Here is an 18849-nt window from a genome sequence, read left to right on the forward strand (position 1 = left end):
ATTAAATATATTGTTTTTTAATTATGAGTATGATACTGAAAAATCTTAAATTTAGGATAAAAGATTATAATTAGGAGATTATTTATGAAAAAAGAAGGTTTTCTAATAGTAGCTTGGGTTTGTATTCTGAGTCTAATACCATTCGTGAGTGTTTTTTCTGATGAGCAAAGATTTTATGATGGTTCAAATGTACAAAAAACAGACAAAGAATTTGGAACCCCAGTTCCCGTCAGAGCTAAAGATAGACATGCTGGGTGGAAATTAGGAGATTTTGCTGTATCAGACTACTCTGATTGGGTGACTGATAAAACAGGTGAAGATGTATTTTTAAAGAAAAGGGGAGATAAAATCACGGTATCCTTCAAGTTGCAGCAAGACATTACAAAACTGAATGGGAACGAAAACTTTCAAATTGTTGACATCGAAAAAGGAGATATGACTGACCCTGCAATTAATGATGGGGTAAATGGTTTAGGAACACTTTTTGTAGAACAAGAAGATTATACTGGTAAAAAATCGTCACAGAAGAAATACGCTGACTATTTAAAAGCTGTTTCATTAAATGCAAATACTAAAGTATTAACCCTGGAAGAAGGGAACTATCATTTTGTATTGGTTTATGCTATTGATGATACATCTCTGTTTGGGGATTTTTTGAATCGTCATCAATACTATCGGATTGATTATCATTTTAAAGTTCGTAATGGAAATGCAATGGCTTTTATTAAGGATGCAGAGACTGGTGAAGAATTGAAGCATGAATCAACGACAAAAGGTTTTGTGGTTGATACAGCTCAGTCACACTATCTAAATATCCAAGTATCAAAAAGAGACAAAAATGGTGACATTAGAAAAAATGTTCCATATAAAAACGGTGAAGTCATTTCTGAGGAAGGGGATTATATTATTTCTATCATGACGGATTATTCTCATGAATCAACGCAAAAACAGATTCATGTTGTTGGAAGTAGTCAAAACAGTACAAATAAAGATAAAACAGACTCCTCTACTAAAACATCTGAAAATATAATAGACAAAAAAGAGGTAAAAGAATACAAAAATAAGAATAGCATGATTTGGATTTTATTACTGATGGGGATTATTTCGGTAGGATTTGTAGTTTTGAAAATTAAAAATAAAAAAAGGGAGAATAAAAGGTATGAAAATTAGTAAGAAAATTTTTCATTTCCTCTTAATTTGTATAGTTTTATTACCATCACTACTAGCATGTTCATCAGCAAATAATCAAAATCAAGAAAATTCAAAAACTAAATATACCAATACTCGAATTAATAATGTAGAGGAAGTTGATAAAAGTAATCTATCTTATCTAGTCTCTGAGAGCCTTGAAAATAGTAAATATCCAGTTTTAGTAGAAGATATTGCTATTCAAACAATGTCGCAAGAATACTATGAGGAGTTAGAATTTAATTCTCAAGAAAACATTTATTTTGGTCATAATGAAAGCCAGCTACTCCAAATGTTTGATACCGCTAAATATAGTTTTACTGTTAATTCAAATGGAAAAACAATTGTAGGATTAGATAGTGACTTGTTTAAAGAAGACTATCTAACCAAAGCGATGAAGAATGTTGTAATTGGTAGTGGCGTTATCATTGTTTGTGCCTCAGTTTCTGTAGTTTTATCAGGTGGTGCAACAACCCCAATGGCAATAATGATAGTAGCTGGACAACTAACAACTGAGGCGGCGCTAGCATCAGCTATCTCAGGTGTTGTGACAGCGGGTATTTCTAAATTTAATGGTGAGTCGAATGAGGAAATTTTAGAAAATACAATAATTTCGGCATCCGAAGGATTTAAGTACGCAGCTATCTTTTCAGGTGCAACAAAAGTATTAACAAGTACAGGAAGATATATTTCAACAAATGTTTATCCGAAATCAAACAGTTTCTTAACCCAGAAACAGGCGATTAAAGAAGGTGGTACTTATCGCGAATTGTTTTCTAAGTTTAAAGGAAATTTAAAAGATAATAAATTACAAATTCATCATGTTCCTGCTAATGCATCTAGTTCGGAGACTGTTATGAGTCGATTGGATGGTCCTAGTATCTTAATGACAGAAAAGGATCATGCCTTAACAGCTAGTTATGGAAATTCACTAAGCGCACAAAGTTATCGAGCTAAGCAAGCTAAGTATATTGAAGAGGGGAATTGGAAAAAAGCTTTTGAGATGGATGTTAATGATATCCGATCCAAATTTGGGGAAAAATATGACGAAGCGTTAAAAGCTGCAGAGAGAGCCGCAAGAGAGAAAAAACTTTGGTAGTGACTTGTTTAATAAACTATTTTTTATAAAAGGAAATTTTAGTGTCTTTCATAAGAGGAAATAGAAATAGATTTTGATAACTAATAGGCTCTTTTTCTATCGTTTGTCAAGTATATCAATGATTTTATAGGAAAATAATTATGAGGTAGTAGAATTGTAGGTCCACTATCTTATTTTCTACAGCTATTTCAGAAAAGTGCGCGAAAACAAGACCTTACCTACTAGTTCTTCTATATATGATATGAGCTCCCATAATTTCTGTAGCGGATTTTACCAATTACAGGAATTATAGAACCTTTTATAGATATAGACAGTCTAATCCACCAATTAATCTAAACATTTCAAAACGAGTGTGACTTTACTATCACACTCGTTTTCTATATTATTAAAGATTTTTGCTTGCTTTAGTCTAACCACTGGATAAAGGCTGTTTTGTCTTGGTGGTTGTAGCCAGCCCCTTTATAAAATTCCCAGGTGCTTTCTTTCTTGGAGCCCGTCAGCAGCATCATTTTGTAGCAATTGGCTTCGGTCGCTATTTTCCTAGCAAAATCAAGGCATCCACTGGCATAGCCCTTGCCTCTAAAGTCATGATGAGTAACGACATTTTCGATCAGGGCGTAGGGGCGTAGTCCTCTCGTGAGATTGGGAATGACGACACAAATACAAGAAGAAACAATCTTTCCGTCAAGCACTTTGACAATGATATGGTGATCTGGATCTTCTACCATCCGCTGCCAGACTTTTTGTAAGGTTGGGCTTTTTTCTGGAATGGCCGTCTCGTGTAAGGAGAGGTACAAATGGAGTAATTCATCTAGGTCGTTAGGACTGGCTTCTCTGATCATCTTTTCACCTACTATTTTGGAATCTTTTCGTTTACCTAGCAATATTATAGCATGTTTAGTCCTTAAATTTCTAAATTGCTCTGAATTAAAATTTTTGACAGTTTCAAAGGTCAGCAAGAGGCACTTTCACCTTTTTCTGAAATCTATTATAATATACATTTCAAAAGTCAGAAAAATCTCATAATTGTTATGTAATAGTTCTAAAGCGTTCCTGAGCATATTCTTATACAAGCGATGGAAAAAGTGATAAATTTGTAGAGTAAGTTTATTGAAACGTTTTCATTATATTATCTGAAAGTTTTCGATAAATAATTTAATTTTGAAGGAGAGTTATCATTATGACTCAAGGGAAAATTACTGCATCTGCAGCAATGCTCAACGTATTGAAAACATGGGGCGTAGATACTATCTACGGTATCCCATCAGGAACACTCAGCTCACTCATGGATGCTTTGGCTGAAGACAAAGATATCCGCTTCTTGCAAGTTCGCCATGAAGAAACAGGTGCTCTTGCAGCGGTGATGCAAGCTAAATTCGGCGGCTCAATCGGGGTTGCAGTAGGTTCAGGTGGTCCAGGTGCGACTCACTTGATTAACGGTGTTTACGATGCAGCTATGGATAACACTCCATTCCTTGCTATCCTTGGATCACGTCCAGTTAACGAACTCAACATGGATGCCTTCCAAGAATTGAACCAAAACCCAATGTACAACGGTATCGCTGTTTACAACAAACGTGTAGCTTACGCTGAGCAATTGCCAAAAGTAATTGACGAAGCTTGCCGTGCTGCAGTTTCTAAAAAGGGTCCAGCTGTTGTTGAAATCCCAGTAAACTTCGGTTTCCAAGAAATCGATGAAAACTCATACTACGGTTCAGGTTCTTATGAGCGTTCATTTATCGCTCCTGCTTTGAACGAAGTTGAAATCGACAAAGCTGTTGAAATCTTGAACAATGCTGAACGTCCAGTTATCTATGCTGGTTACGGTGGTGTTAAAGCTGGTGAAGTGATTACTGAATTGTCACGTAAAATCAAAGCACCAATTATCACAACTGGTAAAAACTTTGAAGCTTTCGAATGGAACTACGAAGGGTTGACAGGTTCTGCTTACCGTGTTGGTTGGAAACCAGCCAACGAAGTGGTCTTCGAAGCAGATACAGTTCTTTTCCTTGGTTCAAATTTCCCGTTTGCTGAAGTTTACGAAGCCTTCAAGAACACTGAAAAATTTATCCAAGTCGATATCGACCCTTATAAACTTGGTAAACGTCATGCCCTTGACGCTTCTATCCTTGGTGATGCAGGTCAAGCAGCGAAAGCAATCCTTGACAAAGTAAACCCAGTTGAATCAACTCCATGGTGGCGTGCAAACGTTAAGAACAACCAAAATTGGCGTGATTACATGAACAAACTCGAAGGTAAAACTGAGGGTGAATTGCAATTATATCAAGTTTACAATGCAATCAACAAACATGCTGATCAAGACGCTATCTACTCAATCGACGTAGGTGACACTACTCAAACATCTACTCGTCACCTTCACATGACACCTAAGAACATGTGGCGTACATCTCCACTCTTTGCGACAATGGGTATTGCCCTTCCTGGTGGTATCGCTGCTAAGAAAGACAATCCAGATCGCCAAGTATGGAACATCATGGGTGACGGTGCATTCAACATGTGCTACCCAGACGTTATCACAAACGTTCAATACGACCTTCCAGTTATCAACGTTGTCTTCTCAAATGGTAAATATGCCTTCATCAAGGACAAATACGAAGACACAAACAAACACTTGTTTGGTTGTGACTTCCCTAATGCTGACTATGCGAAAATCGCTGAAGCGCAAGGTGCTGTAGGATTTACAGTTGACCGTATCGAAGACATCGATGCAGTTGTTGCAGAAGCTGTTAAATTGAACAAAGAAGGTAAAACTGTTGTCATCGATGCTCACATTACTCAACACCGTCCACTTCCAGTAGAAGTACTTGAATTGGATCCAAAACTTCACTCAGAAGAAGCAATCAAAGCCTTCAAGGAAAAATACGAAGCAGAAGAGCTTGTACCATTCCGCCTCTTCTTGGAAGAAGAAGGTTTGCAATCACGCGCAATTAAATAATTCCTTCGTGGAACTTAAAAAGATCGGAGCAATCCGATCTTTTTCTTTGTCTTCTTTCTTATCACAAGATTGTGATAGTTTACATCTTCATAACAAAGGGGAAAAAGGACTTGATTGTTTTGGACTATCATTATAAAATATAACCGAAAAATAAAAGAGGTATTAAAATGTCTGAAAAACAAATGAAAATTTTAGGTTGGGTTGCAACCTTTATGTCCGTAATGATGTATGTGTCCTATTTTCCACAAATCATGAATAATTTAGCGGGGCAAAAAGGGAATTTTATCCAACCGCTCGTCGCAGCAATCAACTGTAGCCTTTGGGTCTACTACGGCTTGTTCAAAAAAGAAAGAGATATTCCGCTTGCCGCTGCTAATGCACCGGGAATCATTTTTGGACTAGTGACGGCCATCACGGCTTTGATTTAAGAGGAATAAGAGAAGACTGGTTTTCAGTCTTCTTTTTTGTTTTTAGAGAGACCATTGCTTTCATTTGAGAAGCCGATTTCTTTAAAAAACCGAACCCTGAAAATTTGTCGGATTAACTTAAACAGTAGAATAGTATCAGTATTTCGCAGTTTTTTATAAGAAAAGGTTTACAGAATGATCTATAATATAAGTAGATAAACAAGCAATTAGAAAGCGAGTAGAATATGACTGAAAAACTGACTTTTACGGATGGATTTTTGTGGGGCGGAGCGACAGCTGCCAACCAGTGTGAAGGCGCTTATGATGCGGATGGTCGCGGGCTGGCTAATGTAGATGTGGTGCCGATTGGTGAGGACCGTTTGGCCATCATCACGGGGAAGAAAAAGATGTTTGACTTTGAAGAAGGCTATTTCTACCCAGCCAAGGAAGCCATTGACATGTACCATCGCTTCAAGGAAGACATCGCCTTCTTTGGCGAGATGGGCTTTAAGACCTATCGTCTGTCTATTGCTTGGAGCCGGATTTTCCCTAAGGGGGATGAGCTGGAGCCCAATGAAGCTGGCCTGAAATTTTACGAAGATCTCTTTAAGGAATGTCACAAATACGGCATTGAGCCCTTGGTGACCATTACTCACTTTGACTGTCCCATGCACTTGATTGAGCAATATGGTGGTTGGCGGAGCCGTAAGATGCTGGAATTTTACGAGCGTCTCTGCCGCACTCTTTTTACCCGCTACAAGGGCTTGGTCAAGTACTGGCTGACCTTCAATGAAATTAACATGATCCTCCATGCACCATTTATGGGGGCGGGGCTCTGTTTTGAAGAAGGTGAAAATGAGGAGCAGGTCAAGTATCAAGCGGCCCATCATGAGTTGGTCGCCTCAGCCATTGCCACCAAGCTGGCTCATGAGATTGACCCGGAAAACAAGGTCGGCTGTATGCTAGCGGCGGGTCCATACTATCCCAATACAGCTCATCCAGCTGACTATTGGGCGGCCATGCAGGAAGACAGAGAAAACTATTTCTTCATTGACGTGCAGGCGCGTGGTGAATATCCCAACTACGCCAAGAAAGCTTGGGAGCGCGAGGGCATCACTGTCGAAATGACAGAAGAAGACCTGCAGCTGCTCAAGGAGCATACGGTGGACTTCATTTCCTTCTCTTACTACTCTAGCCGGGTAGCTTCGGGCGACCCTAAGGTCAATGAGCTGACCGAGGGCAATATCTTTGCTTCTCTCAAGAATCCTTATTTGGAAGCTTCTGAGTGGGGCTGGCAGATTGATCCTCTGGGCTTGAGAATAACGCTTAATACCATCTGGGATCGCTATCAAAAGCCTATGTTTATCGTGGAAAATGGACTGGGTGCAGTGGATAGTCCGGATGAAAATGGCTACGTGGCTGATGATTACCGGATTGACTATCTGGCAGCCCATGTCAAGGCTATGCGGCAAGCCATCAATGAAGACGGCGTAGTTCTGTGGGGCTACACGACCTGGGGCTGTATCGACCTGGTATCAGCCGGCACTGGCGAGATGAAGAAGCGCTATGGCTTTATCTATGTGGACCGAGATAACGAAGGCAAGGGAACACTCAAACGCTCCAAGAAAAAATCCTTTGACTGGTATAAGGAAGTCATCGCGACTAACGGAGCATCTGTCAAATAAGATCAAGGAGGCTGGGACAAAAGTCCTAGCCTCTCAATTATCTTTGGATTGTCGAGCAAGACGCAGTTGTTGAGTAGGCTCTACTACGCTGATTTCATCAGCTTTTACAGCCCTACTCAACTGTGCGGAGGTGGGACGACGAAATCGAATTCTAACGAATTACCGATTTCTGTCCCACTCTCTTTCTTTTGTATCGTTTATATTTGGTTGACTTGCTGGCTCATCCTTGCTACACTAGTTTTATCAAGCTATTGGAGAATGATGATGGCCAATCTTTTACTAATTGAAGACAACAATGATATTCATGAGATTTTAAAAAATCTCTTTACGCAGGAGCATGTCGTGTTTTCAGCTTATTCTGGGACCGAGGGACTGCGGATTTTTGCGGAAGAAGAGATTCATCTAGTCCTGCTGGATATTATGCTGCCGGGAAAAAATGGCGATGAGGTGCTAAGGGAAATTCGCAAGACCAGTCAGGTGCCAGTGGTCATGCTGACAGCTCTGGGCGAAAAGAGTCTCGTGAGCCAATATCTGCTGGACGGTGCCAATGATTATATTGTCAAGCCTTTTAATCTAGACGAAGTGGCGGCGCGTGTCACTGTCCAACTGCGAGGCAGTCAGCAGTCTCAGCCCAAGCCTACTGGGGAGACCTTGATCAAAAATATCCGCCTTCTGCCAGATACCTTTGAAATTGCTTCTGGGGACCAGTCCATGCGGCTGGGGAAAAAGGAATTTCAGATCTTCCAGACCTTGCTAGCTCATCCTAAAAAGATTTTTACCAAGGAGGAGCTGTATGAGTCGGTCTGGGAGGAGACCTATCTGCCAGGCGATAATACGCTCAATGCCCATCTCAGTAATCTTCGTAAGAAATTAGCCCAGCTGGATAATTCGACAGACTATATCGAGACCATTTGGGGGCTGGGCGTGCGGCTCAAGGAGGATTAGCTATGTGGTTGATTTTAGCCTTCGTACTTATAATCTTCTTGTCAATCATGTTGGTTCGCTATCATCTGACGATTCGTAGTCTGACCAGACAGATTCGTGACAAACGTCGTACAGGAAGTCAGGTTCGCTTGACCTTGAGAGATCAAGCTCCGAGTCTAGTGGCTCTGACTGACGAGGTGGAGCTGCTTTTTCAGGAAATTGATAAGATGTCCTTTGTGACCCAGCAGGAAAAGAAAACCTTAGACATGGCTATCAGCAATATTGCCCATGATATCCGAACGCCACTGACCATTGCTAGTGGCTACACGCAACAGCTACTCAAGGACGCTGATAAGGACCAGATGGACCAGCAGTTGCAAAAGATTGCGGATAATCTAGGTATGGTATCCAGACGCTTGGAGGCTCTGATGGAATACCGTCGCTTGATGGAAGGAGCTATTCGACCGAGCCTTCAGCGGGTAGACCTATCCCAGCTGGTCACCCAGCAACTCTTTGCCTACTATGATGCCTTTCAGCGAGCAGGGATTGATTTAGATGTGGATTTATCTGAAAATCTGCTTTTGGAAACGGACAGTGATATATTTGATCGAATCGTCCAGAACATGCTCAGCAATGTCCTCAAACATGGCCGAGAAGCAGCCAGCATCAGTCTGAAAAAAGAAGGACAAAAGGTTATTTTTCAGGTCAAAAATAAGGTTCAGAAGCCCATTTTACATCTGGATAAGCTGACTAATCGCTTCTATTCTGAGAATCTTTCCAGTAGTGAAGAATCCTCTGGACTGGGTCTTTATATCACCCAGCAGCTGGTCGAAATCTTGGGTGGTGACTTGACCATTCAAGCAGAGGGAGATTGGTTTGAATTGATTGTGGCTTTATAAAAAAGAATCAGCTAGTCAGAAGATTAGCTGATTGTTTGGTTTTAGAGATCTTTTTTCTTGAAAATGAGAAGGCTGTTGCCTAGGAAGAAGACTGCTATGGCAATCGCTACTAAACTAGCTTGCAATACAACAGCAGGATCCGCAGCCATCTCTATTCCAAATCGTAAGGTTAAATAGCGGAACAACTCTATATGGGGATAGAGTAAGACTGGAAAGGCAAGCAGAGCGCTTCCGATAAAATAGGTAACAAAGACCGCAGCAATGGAATGGCTGAGATAGAGGACGAAGGACACGATGCCAATCCAAGCGATGGTCACAATGAGTTGGACGAGAATGGTTAGCAAAAATTGGCCAAAGAAACCTGTCGGAGCTGTTCCGATTCCGTTGATAGAGCTAGCGATGATGAAGGATAGCCCTAGCAAGACGATGAATTGGAAGATGGCGACAACAAAGGAGACCAAAGTTTTAGATAAGAAGAACTCTGTCCGTGAGATACCGTGAGCGAGGCTGTTTTTATAGAGTTTGCGAGACAAGTCCACACCTAATAAGAGGCAGACGATAATGAGAGTGAAAAATATAATACTGTCAGAATGTCCAGAGAAATGGGCAAGGGCATTGATACCCGTCATTTTTTCTGGTACTTGCTGAGCGACATCCTGACTATCTGTTGAGATGGACGTTCCAAATCTGCTCGTAACCTTATAGACGGCTCCGAGCAGGATATTGGCTAGCAAAACGAACTCGGTAATCCAAAAGCCCTTGGAGTGGAAGAGGCGGTAAAAGTCAGCGCGAATGGTTTGAATCATGATAGACCTCCCTGGTTTTGATCAACTAAATCTGTAAAGAAATTTTCGAGATTTTGCCGTGCATAGTAGATTTCTTGAATGACTAAGTCAGCTGTGGCTAGCTCTTTTACGATATTGTTGATATTGTGCGAGTGAGTAAAGACATGGATCTCATTGAGAGCATTGACCACCTTGATGCGGTAGCCTAATTGGTCTTGGAGCAGCTGGCTGGCTTCCTCCAAATGATCCGTTTTCAAGACGATATAATCTTCGCTTTGCTCTTCAAATTCAGCCTTGGAAATTTCCTTGATCATATGACCATGGTCGATGATGCCAAAGCGCGTAGCTACTAGGTAGAGCTCGGATAGGATATGACTGGAAATAACAAAGGTCATGCCTAGCTCTTCATTGAGCTTTTGGACAAGCTGGCGGAATTCCTTGATACCGACAGGATCTAGTCCGTTGATAGGCTCATCTAAAATCATTAGATCTGGCTTGGATAGTAGGGCGATAGCGATGCCCAAACGTTGCTTCATCCCGAGGGAGAAGTCACGAAATTTCTTTTTGCCAGTGTCCGTCAGGTCTACATAGTTGAGCGTTTCTTGGATGGCCTTATCGGCATTAGGTATCTGGCGCAGTTTGCAGTAGTAATTGAGATTTTCGTAGGCGGTCAAGTGGTTGTGGGCAACGGGCGTTTCAATGACCGAGCCGACCCGCTTGAGGGCTTGTGTCCATTCGGCCTGGTTGCTGGAACCAAAAAGAGACACGGTTCCGTTGCTGGCATGCATCAGCTGGGTCATAATTTTGATCAGAGTGGTTTTACCAGCTCCGTTTTTACCGATGAGACCGTAAATATCTCCTTTTTTGATGGTCAGATTGACATCGCTCAGAGCCTGTTGTTGGCCGAACTTTTTGCTGACCCCTTGTAAAACTAAAATATTTTTCATGGTTTTACTTCTCCTTTTTGAATTATTTTTGGAAATCCTTTCCTCACTACCTAGTATATCGGACACTTATTAAGTATTCATCAAGCATTTCTAAAATATTTCTAAAATCTTGAAATAGCAGGCCTACTTCTTGTCTTAGCGGACTGAGGCCTATAGAAAACGAGGCTGGGACAAAAGTCCTAGCCTCTCAATTGTCTTTGGATCGTCGAGCAAGACGCAGTGGTTGAGTGGGCTCTACTACGCTGATTTCATCAGCTTTTACAGCCCTACTCAACTGTGCGGAGGTGGGACGACGAAATCGAATTCTAACGAATTACCGATTTCTGTCCCACTCTCTAATTATCTATTTCCAATTCATAAAGGCCTCGCAGTGCGTTGCAGGCGTAGATTTTTTCTGCTGATTTTAAGTCGTCTAGGCTGAGAATTTTTTCTGTGGCTTGACCTGTTGCCAATAGATGCTGGCGGTAGATGCCGTTCAAAAGCCCTAGCTCGACTGGTGGCGTGTAGAGGTGGCCATCCAGCTGGAGGACTAGGTTACCGATGGAGCTTTCTAGTAGCTGCCCTTGGGCATTGTAGTAAATCTGCTCCTGCTGACCTAGGTTTAAATGTGGCCGATAGCTGGTTTTGAAGTAGGTGAAAGGCTGCTGCAAGTTGGCATTTTGCGGAACGAGAATAGCCTTACAGAAAGTTTCTGAGAGTACTTGCAGCTTTTCTAGCTGGCAGGTCACCTTTCCAGATTTGGCGATGGAGATCCGCAGGCAGTAGTCCGTACTTGGATCCAGTTCCGCTAAGGTTTGGTTCAACTCTACCTTCAGCTTTTCCTCATCAAATGGATAAGCAAAGTAACGGGCAGATTCTCGTAGACGCTTCAGATGTTGGTCTTGGAAGGTCAGGCTGCCTTTCTCAATCTTCCCTGTCGTAATCAGGTCAAATTGCGGATTTTTCCGATAAAGAACAGCGGATTTTTGCTGGGTTTCGATATACTCGGATTCCCATGTGCTATCCCAAGTGATGCCGCCGCCAACACCGTAAATCGCCTTGCCAGCTTCTAGCTGAATGGTGCGAATGGCCACATTGAAAATCCGTCTCTGGTCTGGCAAACAGATACCAACTGTACCGCAGTAGACACCGCGGGCGGCTTTTTCGGTCGCCTTGATGATAGCCATGGTCGAAATCTTTGGAGCGCCTGTGATAGAGCCGCAAGGAAAGAGTGCATCAAAAATTTCTCCTAGGCCAATCTCAGGTCGCAGTTGGCTTTTGATGGTGGAGGTCATTTGCCAGACAGTGGAATACTGCTCGACCTGACACAGCTGCTCGACTCGCTCGCTGCCAATCTCTGAAATGCGGTTCATGTCGTTGCGCAGCAGATCAACGATCATCATATTTTCCGCTCGATTTTTAGGATCCTGACGTAGCCAGTCCGCCTGCTCCAAGTCCGCAGCGACTGTCAGACCGCGATTGGTAGTCCCTTTCATCGGCCGTGTTGTCAGCTCGCCTCGGTGCTCCTCGAAAAAGAGCTCAGGACTGATGGATAAGACTGCCTGATGATCGTGCTCTACGTAGGCATTGTAGGCGGCATTTTGCTCGACGACCAGACGGTTGTAAATGGCCCAACTGTCCTGTGGATTGAGCTCTGCGCCTAGCTGCACCGTGTAGTTGACCTGATAGGTATCGCCCTGACGGATATGGTGGTGAATGGTTCCGATGGCCTTTTCATACTCTTGCTCAGTCGTTAGGCTCTGCCATTGCGCTGGCATATCTACCTCGTCGTAAGCCAAAGGGAATGGGGCTTCATCAGCTCTGTCATGAATGGTAAAGTAAATCAGGTACTCGCCCAGCAGAGGGGCTTTGTGGACCTGGAGTTTTTTCTCAAAAGCAGGAGCCGCTTCGTAGCTGACATAGCCGACTGCATAAAATCCCTTTTTCTGCCAGTCCTCAACTTCTTGCAGAATCGCTCTGACTTCAGTCAATTCGCGCGTTTTGAGCTCTTTAATGGGCTGGCTGAAAATCAAGCGCCGACCCAGTTCTTTAAAATCAATAACTGTTTTCTTGTGCATGAGTTTATTGTATCATAAGATAATTTGAATGAAAACGGATTTATCGGATGAGACACTCATTCTTTTACAATAGTTGACAGATTAGAGAGTGGCTCGGTATACTATTTTAAAAAAGAAAGAGTGAGGTGCTTATGAAATCAAACAAATTGCTATGGATAAATGGAATTGTTGGCATTTTAGGAGGCCTTCTGATCATTTACGCTTCTTCTAATAGATGGCACTGGGAAATTATTAATTTAGTTCCTAAACTAATAGAAAACCCAGGCTGGGGCGATATGGTTATATTGACCAGCTGGCTGCTTTTGGGACTTTCTATCGTCGGAATGTATCACTATAGCAACGACCCAAGAGTCAATAAGACGAGTCATGAGCTTCTATTCTGCGCCTCTATCATGGGATTTATTCCTTTTCTAGCTATATTTGCAGGCTTTCTATCCATAGGAGCTGGGGTTCTCTATCTTCAAGATTTTTAAAAATTTAAGAGTGATGGCAAAGTTGACTGACCCATGTTTCCTCCTGCTCGAAAGGCCTTGAAAATTATGATAAAATAAGGGAAATGACAAAACTGTAAAGGAAGCCTTATGAAAAAAATCAATGAATCCTATAAACTCATCGTCTTTGCGGCGCTTGCTCTGGCTCTGGTTCTCTATATCGGAAACATCTGGTCTGGCCTGCAAAGCCTGACGTCAGTATTTTCACCTATTATACTGGGCGGAGTATTGGCCTTTATCTTTAATGTCCCGATGAAAAAGCTAGAAGACTTCTTGGACAAATGCCGAGTCCCTCAGAAGTTGCAGCGCGGTTTGGCCTTGGTTTTAGAGGTGCTGATTTTAGCTCTCATTATGACGGGGATTGTCTCTATCGTCGTGCCAACTCTGACCACAGCGGTCAATCAGCTGAGTGAAACAATCGGCAAGGTAGCGCCTCAGGTAGCCAAGTGGCTGCAGCAGTCTGGCTTGCTTTCCTCTAGCCAGCTGAAAGATTTGACCAAGCAACTGCAAAACAGTGGTATTGTCAACAGAGCCATCTCCCTGTTGGGCAGTCTGACAGGCAATATCTCTGCTATTTTTGGTAATTTCTTCTCTGTCATTATGTCCATCTTTCTCATGTTTGCTTTCTTGAGCAGCAAGGAGCATTTGCAGACGATCACTAGTCGTCTCTTGCAGGTTCTGCTTCCTGAGAAGGCGGTGAAACGCCTATCCTATGTCGGCTCTGTCATTGTTGAGACCTATGATAAGTTCCTGATGGGGCAGATGATAGAGGCCGTCATTGTTGGTGTTTTAGTCTTCATCGCCTACTCTCTGACAGGCCTACCATATGCTGCCCTGACTGGGGTTTTAGCTGGAGTGCTCTCTTTCATTCCCTACATCGGTCCTTTCTCAGCTTGTGCCCTGGGAGCTATCTTTATCTTTACCGACAGCCCTTGGAAAGCCCTTCTTTCAATCGCAGTCTTTCAGCTGGTGCAGCTGATTGAGGGCAATATCATCTATCCGCGCGTGGTCGGCCAGTCCGTCGGTCTCCCAACTCTCTTTACCCTAGCCGCAGCCCTGATTGGAGGTAACCTATTTGGCTTGGTCGGCATGATTTTCTTCACTCCTATCTTTGCAGTTATCTACCGCTTGGTCAGAGAGTTTGTTGTGGAGAAGGAGGAGGCTGAAGGGGACACAAGTAGGTGAAAAAATGAAGTTTATGGGCTTCATGTTGATGGCTGTTTTGAATTTGCCTTATACTAGCTACTTTTAAAAAATATTCTTAAAGGAAGTGTTATAAAAAACGTTTGTTTCAAAGTCCATCAACTACTAAGTAATTGTAAAAGAAATTATCTTTGATAGTATTTCTGCAGATTGCTTTTCTTTATCTGGAGACTTCTATTTAGGTATATTTAAAAAGTCCATAAATGAGTTGCCCCTAAAAGTTAGAGTTTTTGTGTCTAACTTTTGGAGGCTTTTTTAATGAATTTAACTTATTAGGACAAAGACTAAATCTATAATCTCAGAAAACAAGAAAATAGTTACAAGCAAGTATCAAATAAATATGGGGAAACTATTATAATTTTAGATACTTGATGAAGTTGAACAATCATTTTGGATCATAAAGTGTTGAGAGTGGGGAAATAAATGGTAAACATGTTATAATAAGGGCAGTAGAACATCGTTAAAGGAGAGAATGATGCAGGTGAAACCAGAACTGGAGATAGAAAAACAACTGATCAACCAACTGGTGACTGGGGAAAGTCAATGGACTTATAGAGAAGACCTCAAAACAGAAGAACAACTATGGAACAATTTCTTTGAGAAACTGGCTCAAAACAACGTTGCTCTGCTAGCAGACCATCCCTTGACTGATCAGGAAAAACGACAGATTCAGAACCAACTCAACTTTGTCAGCTACTATGATGCTGCTAAGTGATTGGTTGGAGAAAATGGCATTGCCAAAGTCGAGGTTCAGAGAGAAGATGCTAGCCTAGGAACCATTCGTTTATCAGTTATCTGGCGAGACAATATCGCAGCTGGTAAGTCCAGCTATGAAGTTGTTAACCAAGTCGAGAGAGACAAATCCAATCCTCTAGATAAAGACCGTAGGCTAGATGTGACGCTTTTGATCAATGGCCTTCCGATGATTCAAATCGAGCTTAAAAGTCCCCGAGTAGCCTTTTTAGATGCCTTTCATCAGATTAAAAAGTATGATCGGGAAGGCAAGTTTCGTGGCATTTACTCTAGCTTACAGATGTTTGTTGTGACGAATAAAGTAGACACACGCTATATCGCTGCAGCTAGAGAAAATAAACTCAATAAGCAATTTCTAACCAAATGGGTCGATAAGGATAACCAACCCATAACGAGCTTGACCAGCTTTGCCCACGAAGTCCTATCCATCCCTCGTGCTCACCAGATGGTCATGCAGTATTCTGTCCTTGATGATAGCAAGAAATCTCTCATCCTCTTGCGTCCCTACCAGATCCATGCTATCGAAGCGGTGCAGGAAGCTTCGCGCCAGCAAGCATCAGGCTATGTCTGGCATACGACAGGTTCAGGGAAGACCTTGACTTCTTATAAGGTGGCGCGTAATCTCCTTCAGATTCCATCTATCCAAAAGACGATTTTTGTCGTTGACCGCAGGGACTTGGATCAACAGACCACTTCATCCTTCCTCTCTTATGCGACCAATGATGTCATTGATATTGATGAGACGGACAATACTCATGATTTAGTTAAGCGACTAGGAAGTAATGATAAGCGTGTCGTGGTGACCACCATCCAGAAAATCACCACTATGATGCGCAAATTTGACCAAGGTCTTTACCAAAGAGATGCGGATAAAATCAAGGGCTTCCGAGTGGCCTTTGTGGTAGATGAATGCCACCGTGCCGTGACACCTCAAACACAAAAGGACATTAAGGCCTTTTTCCCTCAGTCCCTCTGGTATGGATTTACAGGAACGCCTATCTTTAAGGAAAACAAACGCCAGCAGGTCGGCGACCTCGCCCAAACTACCCAGCAACAGTATGGAGACCGTCTCCATGAGTATACGGTCAAGGAAGCTATCCATGACGGAGCTGTTTTGGGCTTTAAAGTAGACTATCGCAATACCCTCATCACGGATAAATCTGAAGATGACATACCAGATACCGTCTACGAGAATGAGGAACACATGCTGGAAGTCTTGGATGCCATTATCAATAAATCCCGTCAACAACTAGGCTTCCAAAAAGGAGTTGGTAAGACCTATAATGCCATCCTGACTGTCAAGTCTATCCCTCAAGCCCAAGCCTACTATGACCTCCTCAAACGAGTCAAGGATGGGGAGACGAGAGTTAAGGTATCGGAGAGGGTCAAGCAGGTCCTTCCTGACTTTCCAAAGGCGATCATCACTTACTCCGTTACGGAGAATGAAGAGGACTCAAGAGCCAATCAAGACCACATGAAGCAGGTCTTAGCGGACTATAACCAAGAGTTTGATACTCACTTTACAATGGCGGATCTTCGTAGCTTTAACACAGATGTCAATAACCGCCTTGCCCGTAAGCAAGACAAGTATCTCTATCGCAATGAGCAGTTGGATTTGGTCATAGTAGTCAATCGTCTCCTAACGGGATTTGATGCGCCTTGTCTATCGACCCTCTTTATCGATCGTAAACCAATGCAACCGCAGGACTTAATTCAGGCCTTTAGTCGTACCAACCGTATCTTTGACTCCAGTAAGACCTATGGGCATATCATCACCTTCCAAAAGCCTCTAGCTTTTAAGGAAGCGGTGGATAATGCCCTCAAGCTCTACTCAAATGGTGGTGAAAACGAGGTCCTAGCCCCTAGCTGGGAAGAAGAAAAGAGAAACTTTTTGCGGAGTTGCAGTGATTTCCAAAATCTCATCACCGATGATCCTGAGGAAGGCCTTCAAATCGAGCAAATCTCTACACCTGAGTTGAGAAAGCTCGCCAAGGCCTATCAAGTCTTTGATAAATATCTAGCCTCTATCCGAGTTTATAAAGAGTATGATGAGGAAGAAATCTATGCCCAGGCAGGACTAAGTGCAGAAGAATTGGAAAACTATCTAGGCTTTTATCAAAATATCCTTGCAGAATTAAAAAGCCGAAGAGATGATGGTGATGAGGATGGGGAGCCCCTTGATATCCACTATGAACTAGAGTCTATCCAAGTGGATGAGATTAACTATGCCTATATCCTAACCTTAATCCAAAGCCTGATCGAGCAAGGCCAGAGTCAAGAAAAGAACTTAAGCGCTCAAGATAGAGAAGCAGTGGATACCTATATTTATAGCCTTGAGAAGACCAATCCAAATCTTGCCCATATCATCACTGAACTATGGAAGGAAGTACAGGACAAGCCAGAAAGCTATCGTGGTCAGTCCATTGCCAATATCTTGGATCAGATGATCGAGGCGGTTATCCAGCAACACATCCAAGTCTTTAGCAAACGATGGTATGTCGGAGAGGATGAACTCCGTTACTATGTCGAGCACTACCGCAAGGGAGCCAAGAAACAACTGGGAGAGAGCCAGCTGACCAAGAGCCAGCGCTATCAGGACTATAAGATAGAAGTGGCAGATGCCCTCAATCCCCTCCTCTATAAAAAACAAATCAAGGAAGCTTGTAAGCAACTTGTCGAAGAAGTGATTGAGCCGTTGAGGGTGGGGAGATAGAGGACAATTGAGTAAGGAGAGACAAAGATGTCAGATAGAAGTGCAGAAAGTTCTATAACGGGTTATAGTTACCAATTTCTAATTACGATTTTGCATATTTTAGAAAGCAATCTGGAAAGTGAGTGTATCATTGAGGGAATAGAAGATTTAGATATTATTAATGCTGATGATAGATATTTAAATCAATATAAATATCATGCAGATAAGAATATTACTAACTCTTTAATCTCAAAGCCTGTAATATTAATGCTGAATCATTATTTAAAATGTGGTGGGAATAATTTTAAATATAAATTATTTATTCATGGGAATGACAGGCAGTATACGTTAGATATTACTAACTTAAAAAAAATATTAACTCTTACGACGGGAGAAGGGTATAAAGAAGGGGACTTGAAAGATGCATATAAAGATGATGAAAAATTGAAACTCTTTATCCAACTTTTTTCAATCTGNGTCACTGATAGGTTTGATATTTTAGAAGAAAAAGTAATTCATAAAATTTCGGAACTAATGAATTTAGATGAACAGACTGTTAGATTATCAATCTTTCCTCTCGCATATAAAACTATTAATGATTTAGCCCGTAAGGATAAAGAGTGTGATAGAAAAATAACTGGTCGTAAGTTTATAGATATTCTTAAACAAACAAACAAAATAATTGATTTAGTAACGTTAGCTAGAATTAAAGAAGAAAAAGAATTTTTGAATTATTTCAAACGTGAATTAAAGTCATTAGGAA

At 41.9% G+C, this 18849-nt stretch carries 13 protein-coding genes and 1 pseudogene; 10 read left to right on the plus strand and 4 right to left on the minus strand.

Annotated elements, in window-relative coordinates:
• Nucleotides 1–84: 84 nt before the first annotated feature.
• Nucleotides 85–1170 (plus strand): hypothetical protein, encoded by a 1086-nt coding sequence (locus D8797_RS08650; RefSeq protein WP_125380254.1) that lies wholly within the window; start codon nucleotides 85–87, stop codon nucleotides 1168–1170.
• On the plus strand, nucleotides 1160–2287 hold the full coding sequence (locus D8797_RS08655) for a hypothetical protein (RefSeq protein WP_125380257.1): 1128 nt from the start codon (nucleotides 1160–1162) through the stop codon (nucleotides 2285–2287). The genes D8797_RS08650 and D8797_RS08655 overlap by 11 nt, the downstream gene beginning before the upstream one ends.
• A 404-nt stretch (nucleotides 2288–2691) precedes the next feature.
• Here the strand turns inward: D8797_RS08655 and D8797_RS08660 are convergent, their stop codons facing one another.
• On the minus strand, nucleotides 2692–3129 hold the full coding sequence (locus D8797_RS08660; protein WP_125380259.1) for a GNAT family N-acetyltransferase: 438 nt from the start codon (nucleotides 3127–3129) through the stop codon (nucleotides 2692–2694).
• Nucleotides 3130–3467: 338 nt separating this feature from the next.
• On the opposite strand from D8797_RS08660, the gene spxB reads away from it, so the two are divergent.
• The 5 genes from spxB to D8797_RS08690 all read left to right on the plus strand — a co-directional run bounded on the left by spxB (nucleotide 3468) and on the right by D8797_RS08690 (nucleotide 9158).
• Complete coding sequence (spxB, locus tag D8797_RS08665; RefSeq protein ID WP_000191806.1) at nucleotides 3468–5243, plus strand: pyruvate oxidase; 1776 nt, start codon at nucleotides 3468–3470, stop codon at nucleotides 5241–5243.
• A 167-nt stretch (nucleotides 5244–5410) separates the two neighbouring features.
• Complete coding sequence (locus tag D8797_RS08670; RefSeq protein ID WP_001291471.1) at nucleotides 5411–5671, plus strand: SemiSWEET family transporter; 261 nt, start codon at nucleotides 5411–5413, stop codon at nucleotides 5669–5671.
• A 224-nt stretch (nucleotides 5672–5895) separates the two neighbouring features.
• Entirely contained in the window at nucleotides 5896–7335 is a 1440-nt protein-coding gene (locus D8797_RS08675) for a 6-phospho-beta-glucosidase (RefSeq protein ID WP_125380261.1), read from the plus strand.
• A gap of 264 nt (nucleotides 7336–7599) precedes the next feature.
• Nucleotides 7600–8280 carry a response regulator transcription factor gene (locus D8797_RS08685; RefSeq protein ID WP_125380264.1) on the plus strand — a complete coding sequence of 227 codons (681 nt, stop codon included), beginning with the start codon at nucleotides 7600–7602 and terminating at the stop codon, nucleotides 8278–8280.
• A 2-nt stretch (nucleotides 8281–8282) separates the two neighbouring features.
• Complete coding sequence (locus tag D8797_RS08690; RefSeq protein WP_125380267.1) at nucleotides 8283–9158, plus strand: sensor histidine kinase; 876 nt, start codon at nucleotides 8283–8285, stop codon at nucleotides 9156–9158.
• 41 nt (nucleotides 9159–9199) lie between these two features.
• Here the strand turns inward: D8797_RS08690 and D8797_RS08695 are convergent, their stop codons facing one another.
• From D8797_RS08695 to pabB, 3 genes are all read right to left on the minus strand, one after another.
• A complete protein-coding gene (locus D8797_RS08695) occupies nucleotides 9200–9964 on the minus strand; it encodes an ABC-2 transporter permease family protein (RefSeq protein WP_125380270.1) in 765 nt (254 codons plus the stop codon).
• Nucleotides 9961–10890, minus strand: coding sequence for an ABC transporter ATP-binding protein (locus D8797_RS08700; protein ID WP_125380272.1), 930 nt, complete (start codon nucleotides 10888–10890; stop codon nucleotides 9961–9963). Before D8797_RS08700 ends, D8797_RS08695 begins: the two co-directional genes overlap by 4 nt.
• A gap of 335 nt (nucleotides 10891–11225) precedes the next feature.
• Nucleotides 11226–12947 carry an aminodeoxychorismate synthase component I gene (pabB, locus tag D8797_RS08710; protein ID WP_125380275.1) on the minus strand — a complete coding sequence of 574 codons (1722 nt, stop codon included), beginning with the start codon at nucleotides 12945–12947 and terminating at the stop codon, nucleotides 11226–11228.
• 131 nt (nucleotides 12948–13078) lie between these two features.
• Between pabB and D8797_RS08715 the strand changes: the two genes are divergently transcribed.
• The 3 genes and pseudogenes from D8797_RS08715 to D8797_RS08725 all read left to right on the plus strand — a co-directional run bounded on the left by D8797_RS08715 (nucleotide 13079) and on the right by D8797_RS08725 (nucleotide 18107).
• Nucleotides 13079–13420 (plus strand): insulin activator factor, encoded by a 342-nt coding sequence (locus D8797_RS08715; RefSeq protein ID WP_125380277.1) that lies wholly within the window; start codon nucleotides 13079–13081, stop codon nucleotides 13418–13420.
• A 108-nt stretch (nucleotides 13421–13528) separates the two neighbouring features.
• The gene (locus D8797_RS08720; RefSeq protein WP_125380280.1) at nucleotides 13529–14623 is read left to right on the plus strand and encodes an AI-2E family transporter; all 1095 of its coding nucleotides are present in this window, start codon (nucleotides 13529–13531) and stop codon (nucleotides 14621–14623) included.
• A 490-nt stretch (nucleotides 14624–15113) separates the two neighbouring features.
• Nucleotides 15114–18107: pseudogene (locus D8797_RS08725) on the plus strand (type I restriction endonuclease subunit R).
• Nucleotides 18108–18849 lie beyond the last annotated feature (742 nt).

This window comes from Streptococcus cristatus, assembly GCF_003944225.1.
Lineage (GTDB): Bacteria > Bacillota > Bacilli > Lactobacillales > Streptococcaceae > Streptococcus > Streptococcus cristatus_K.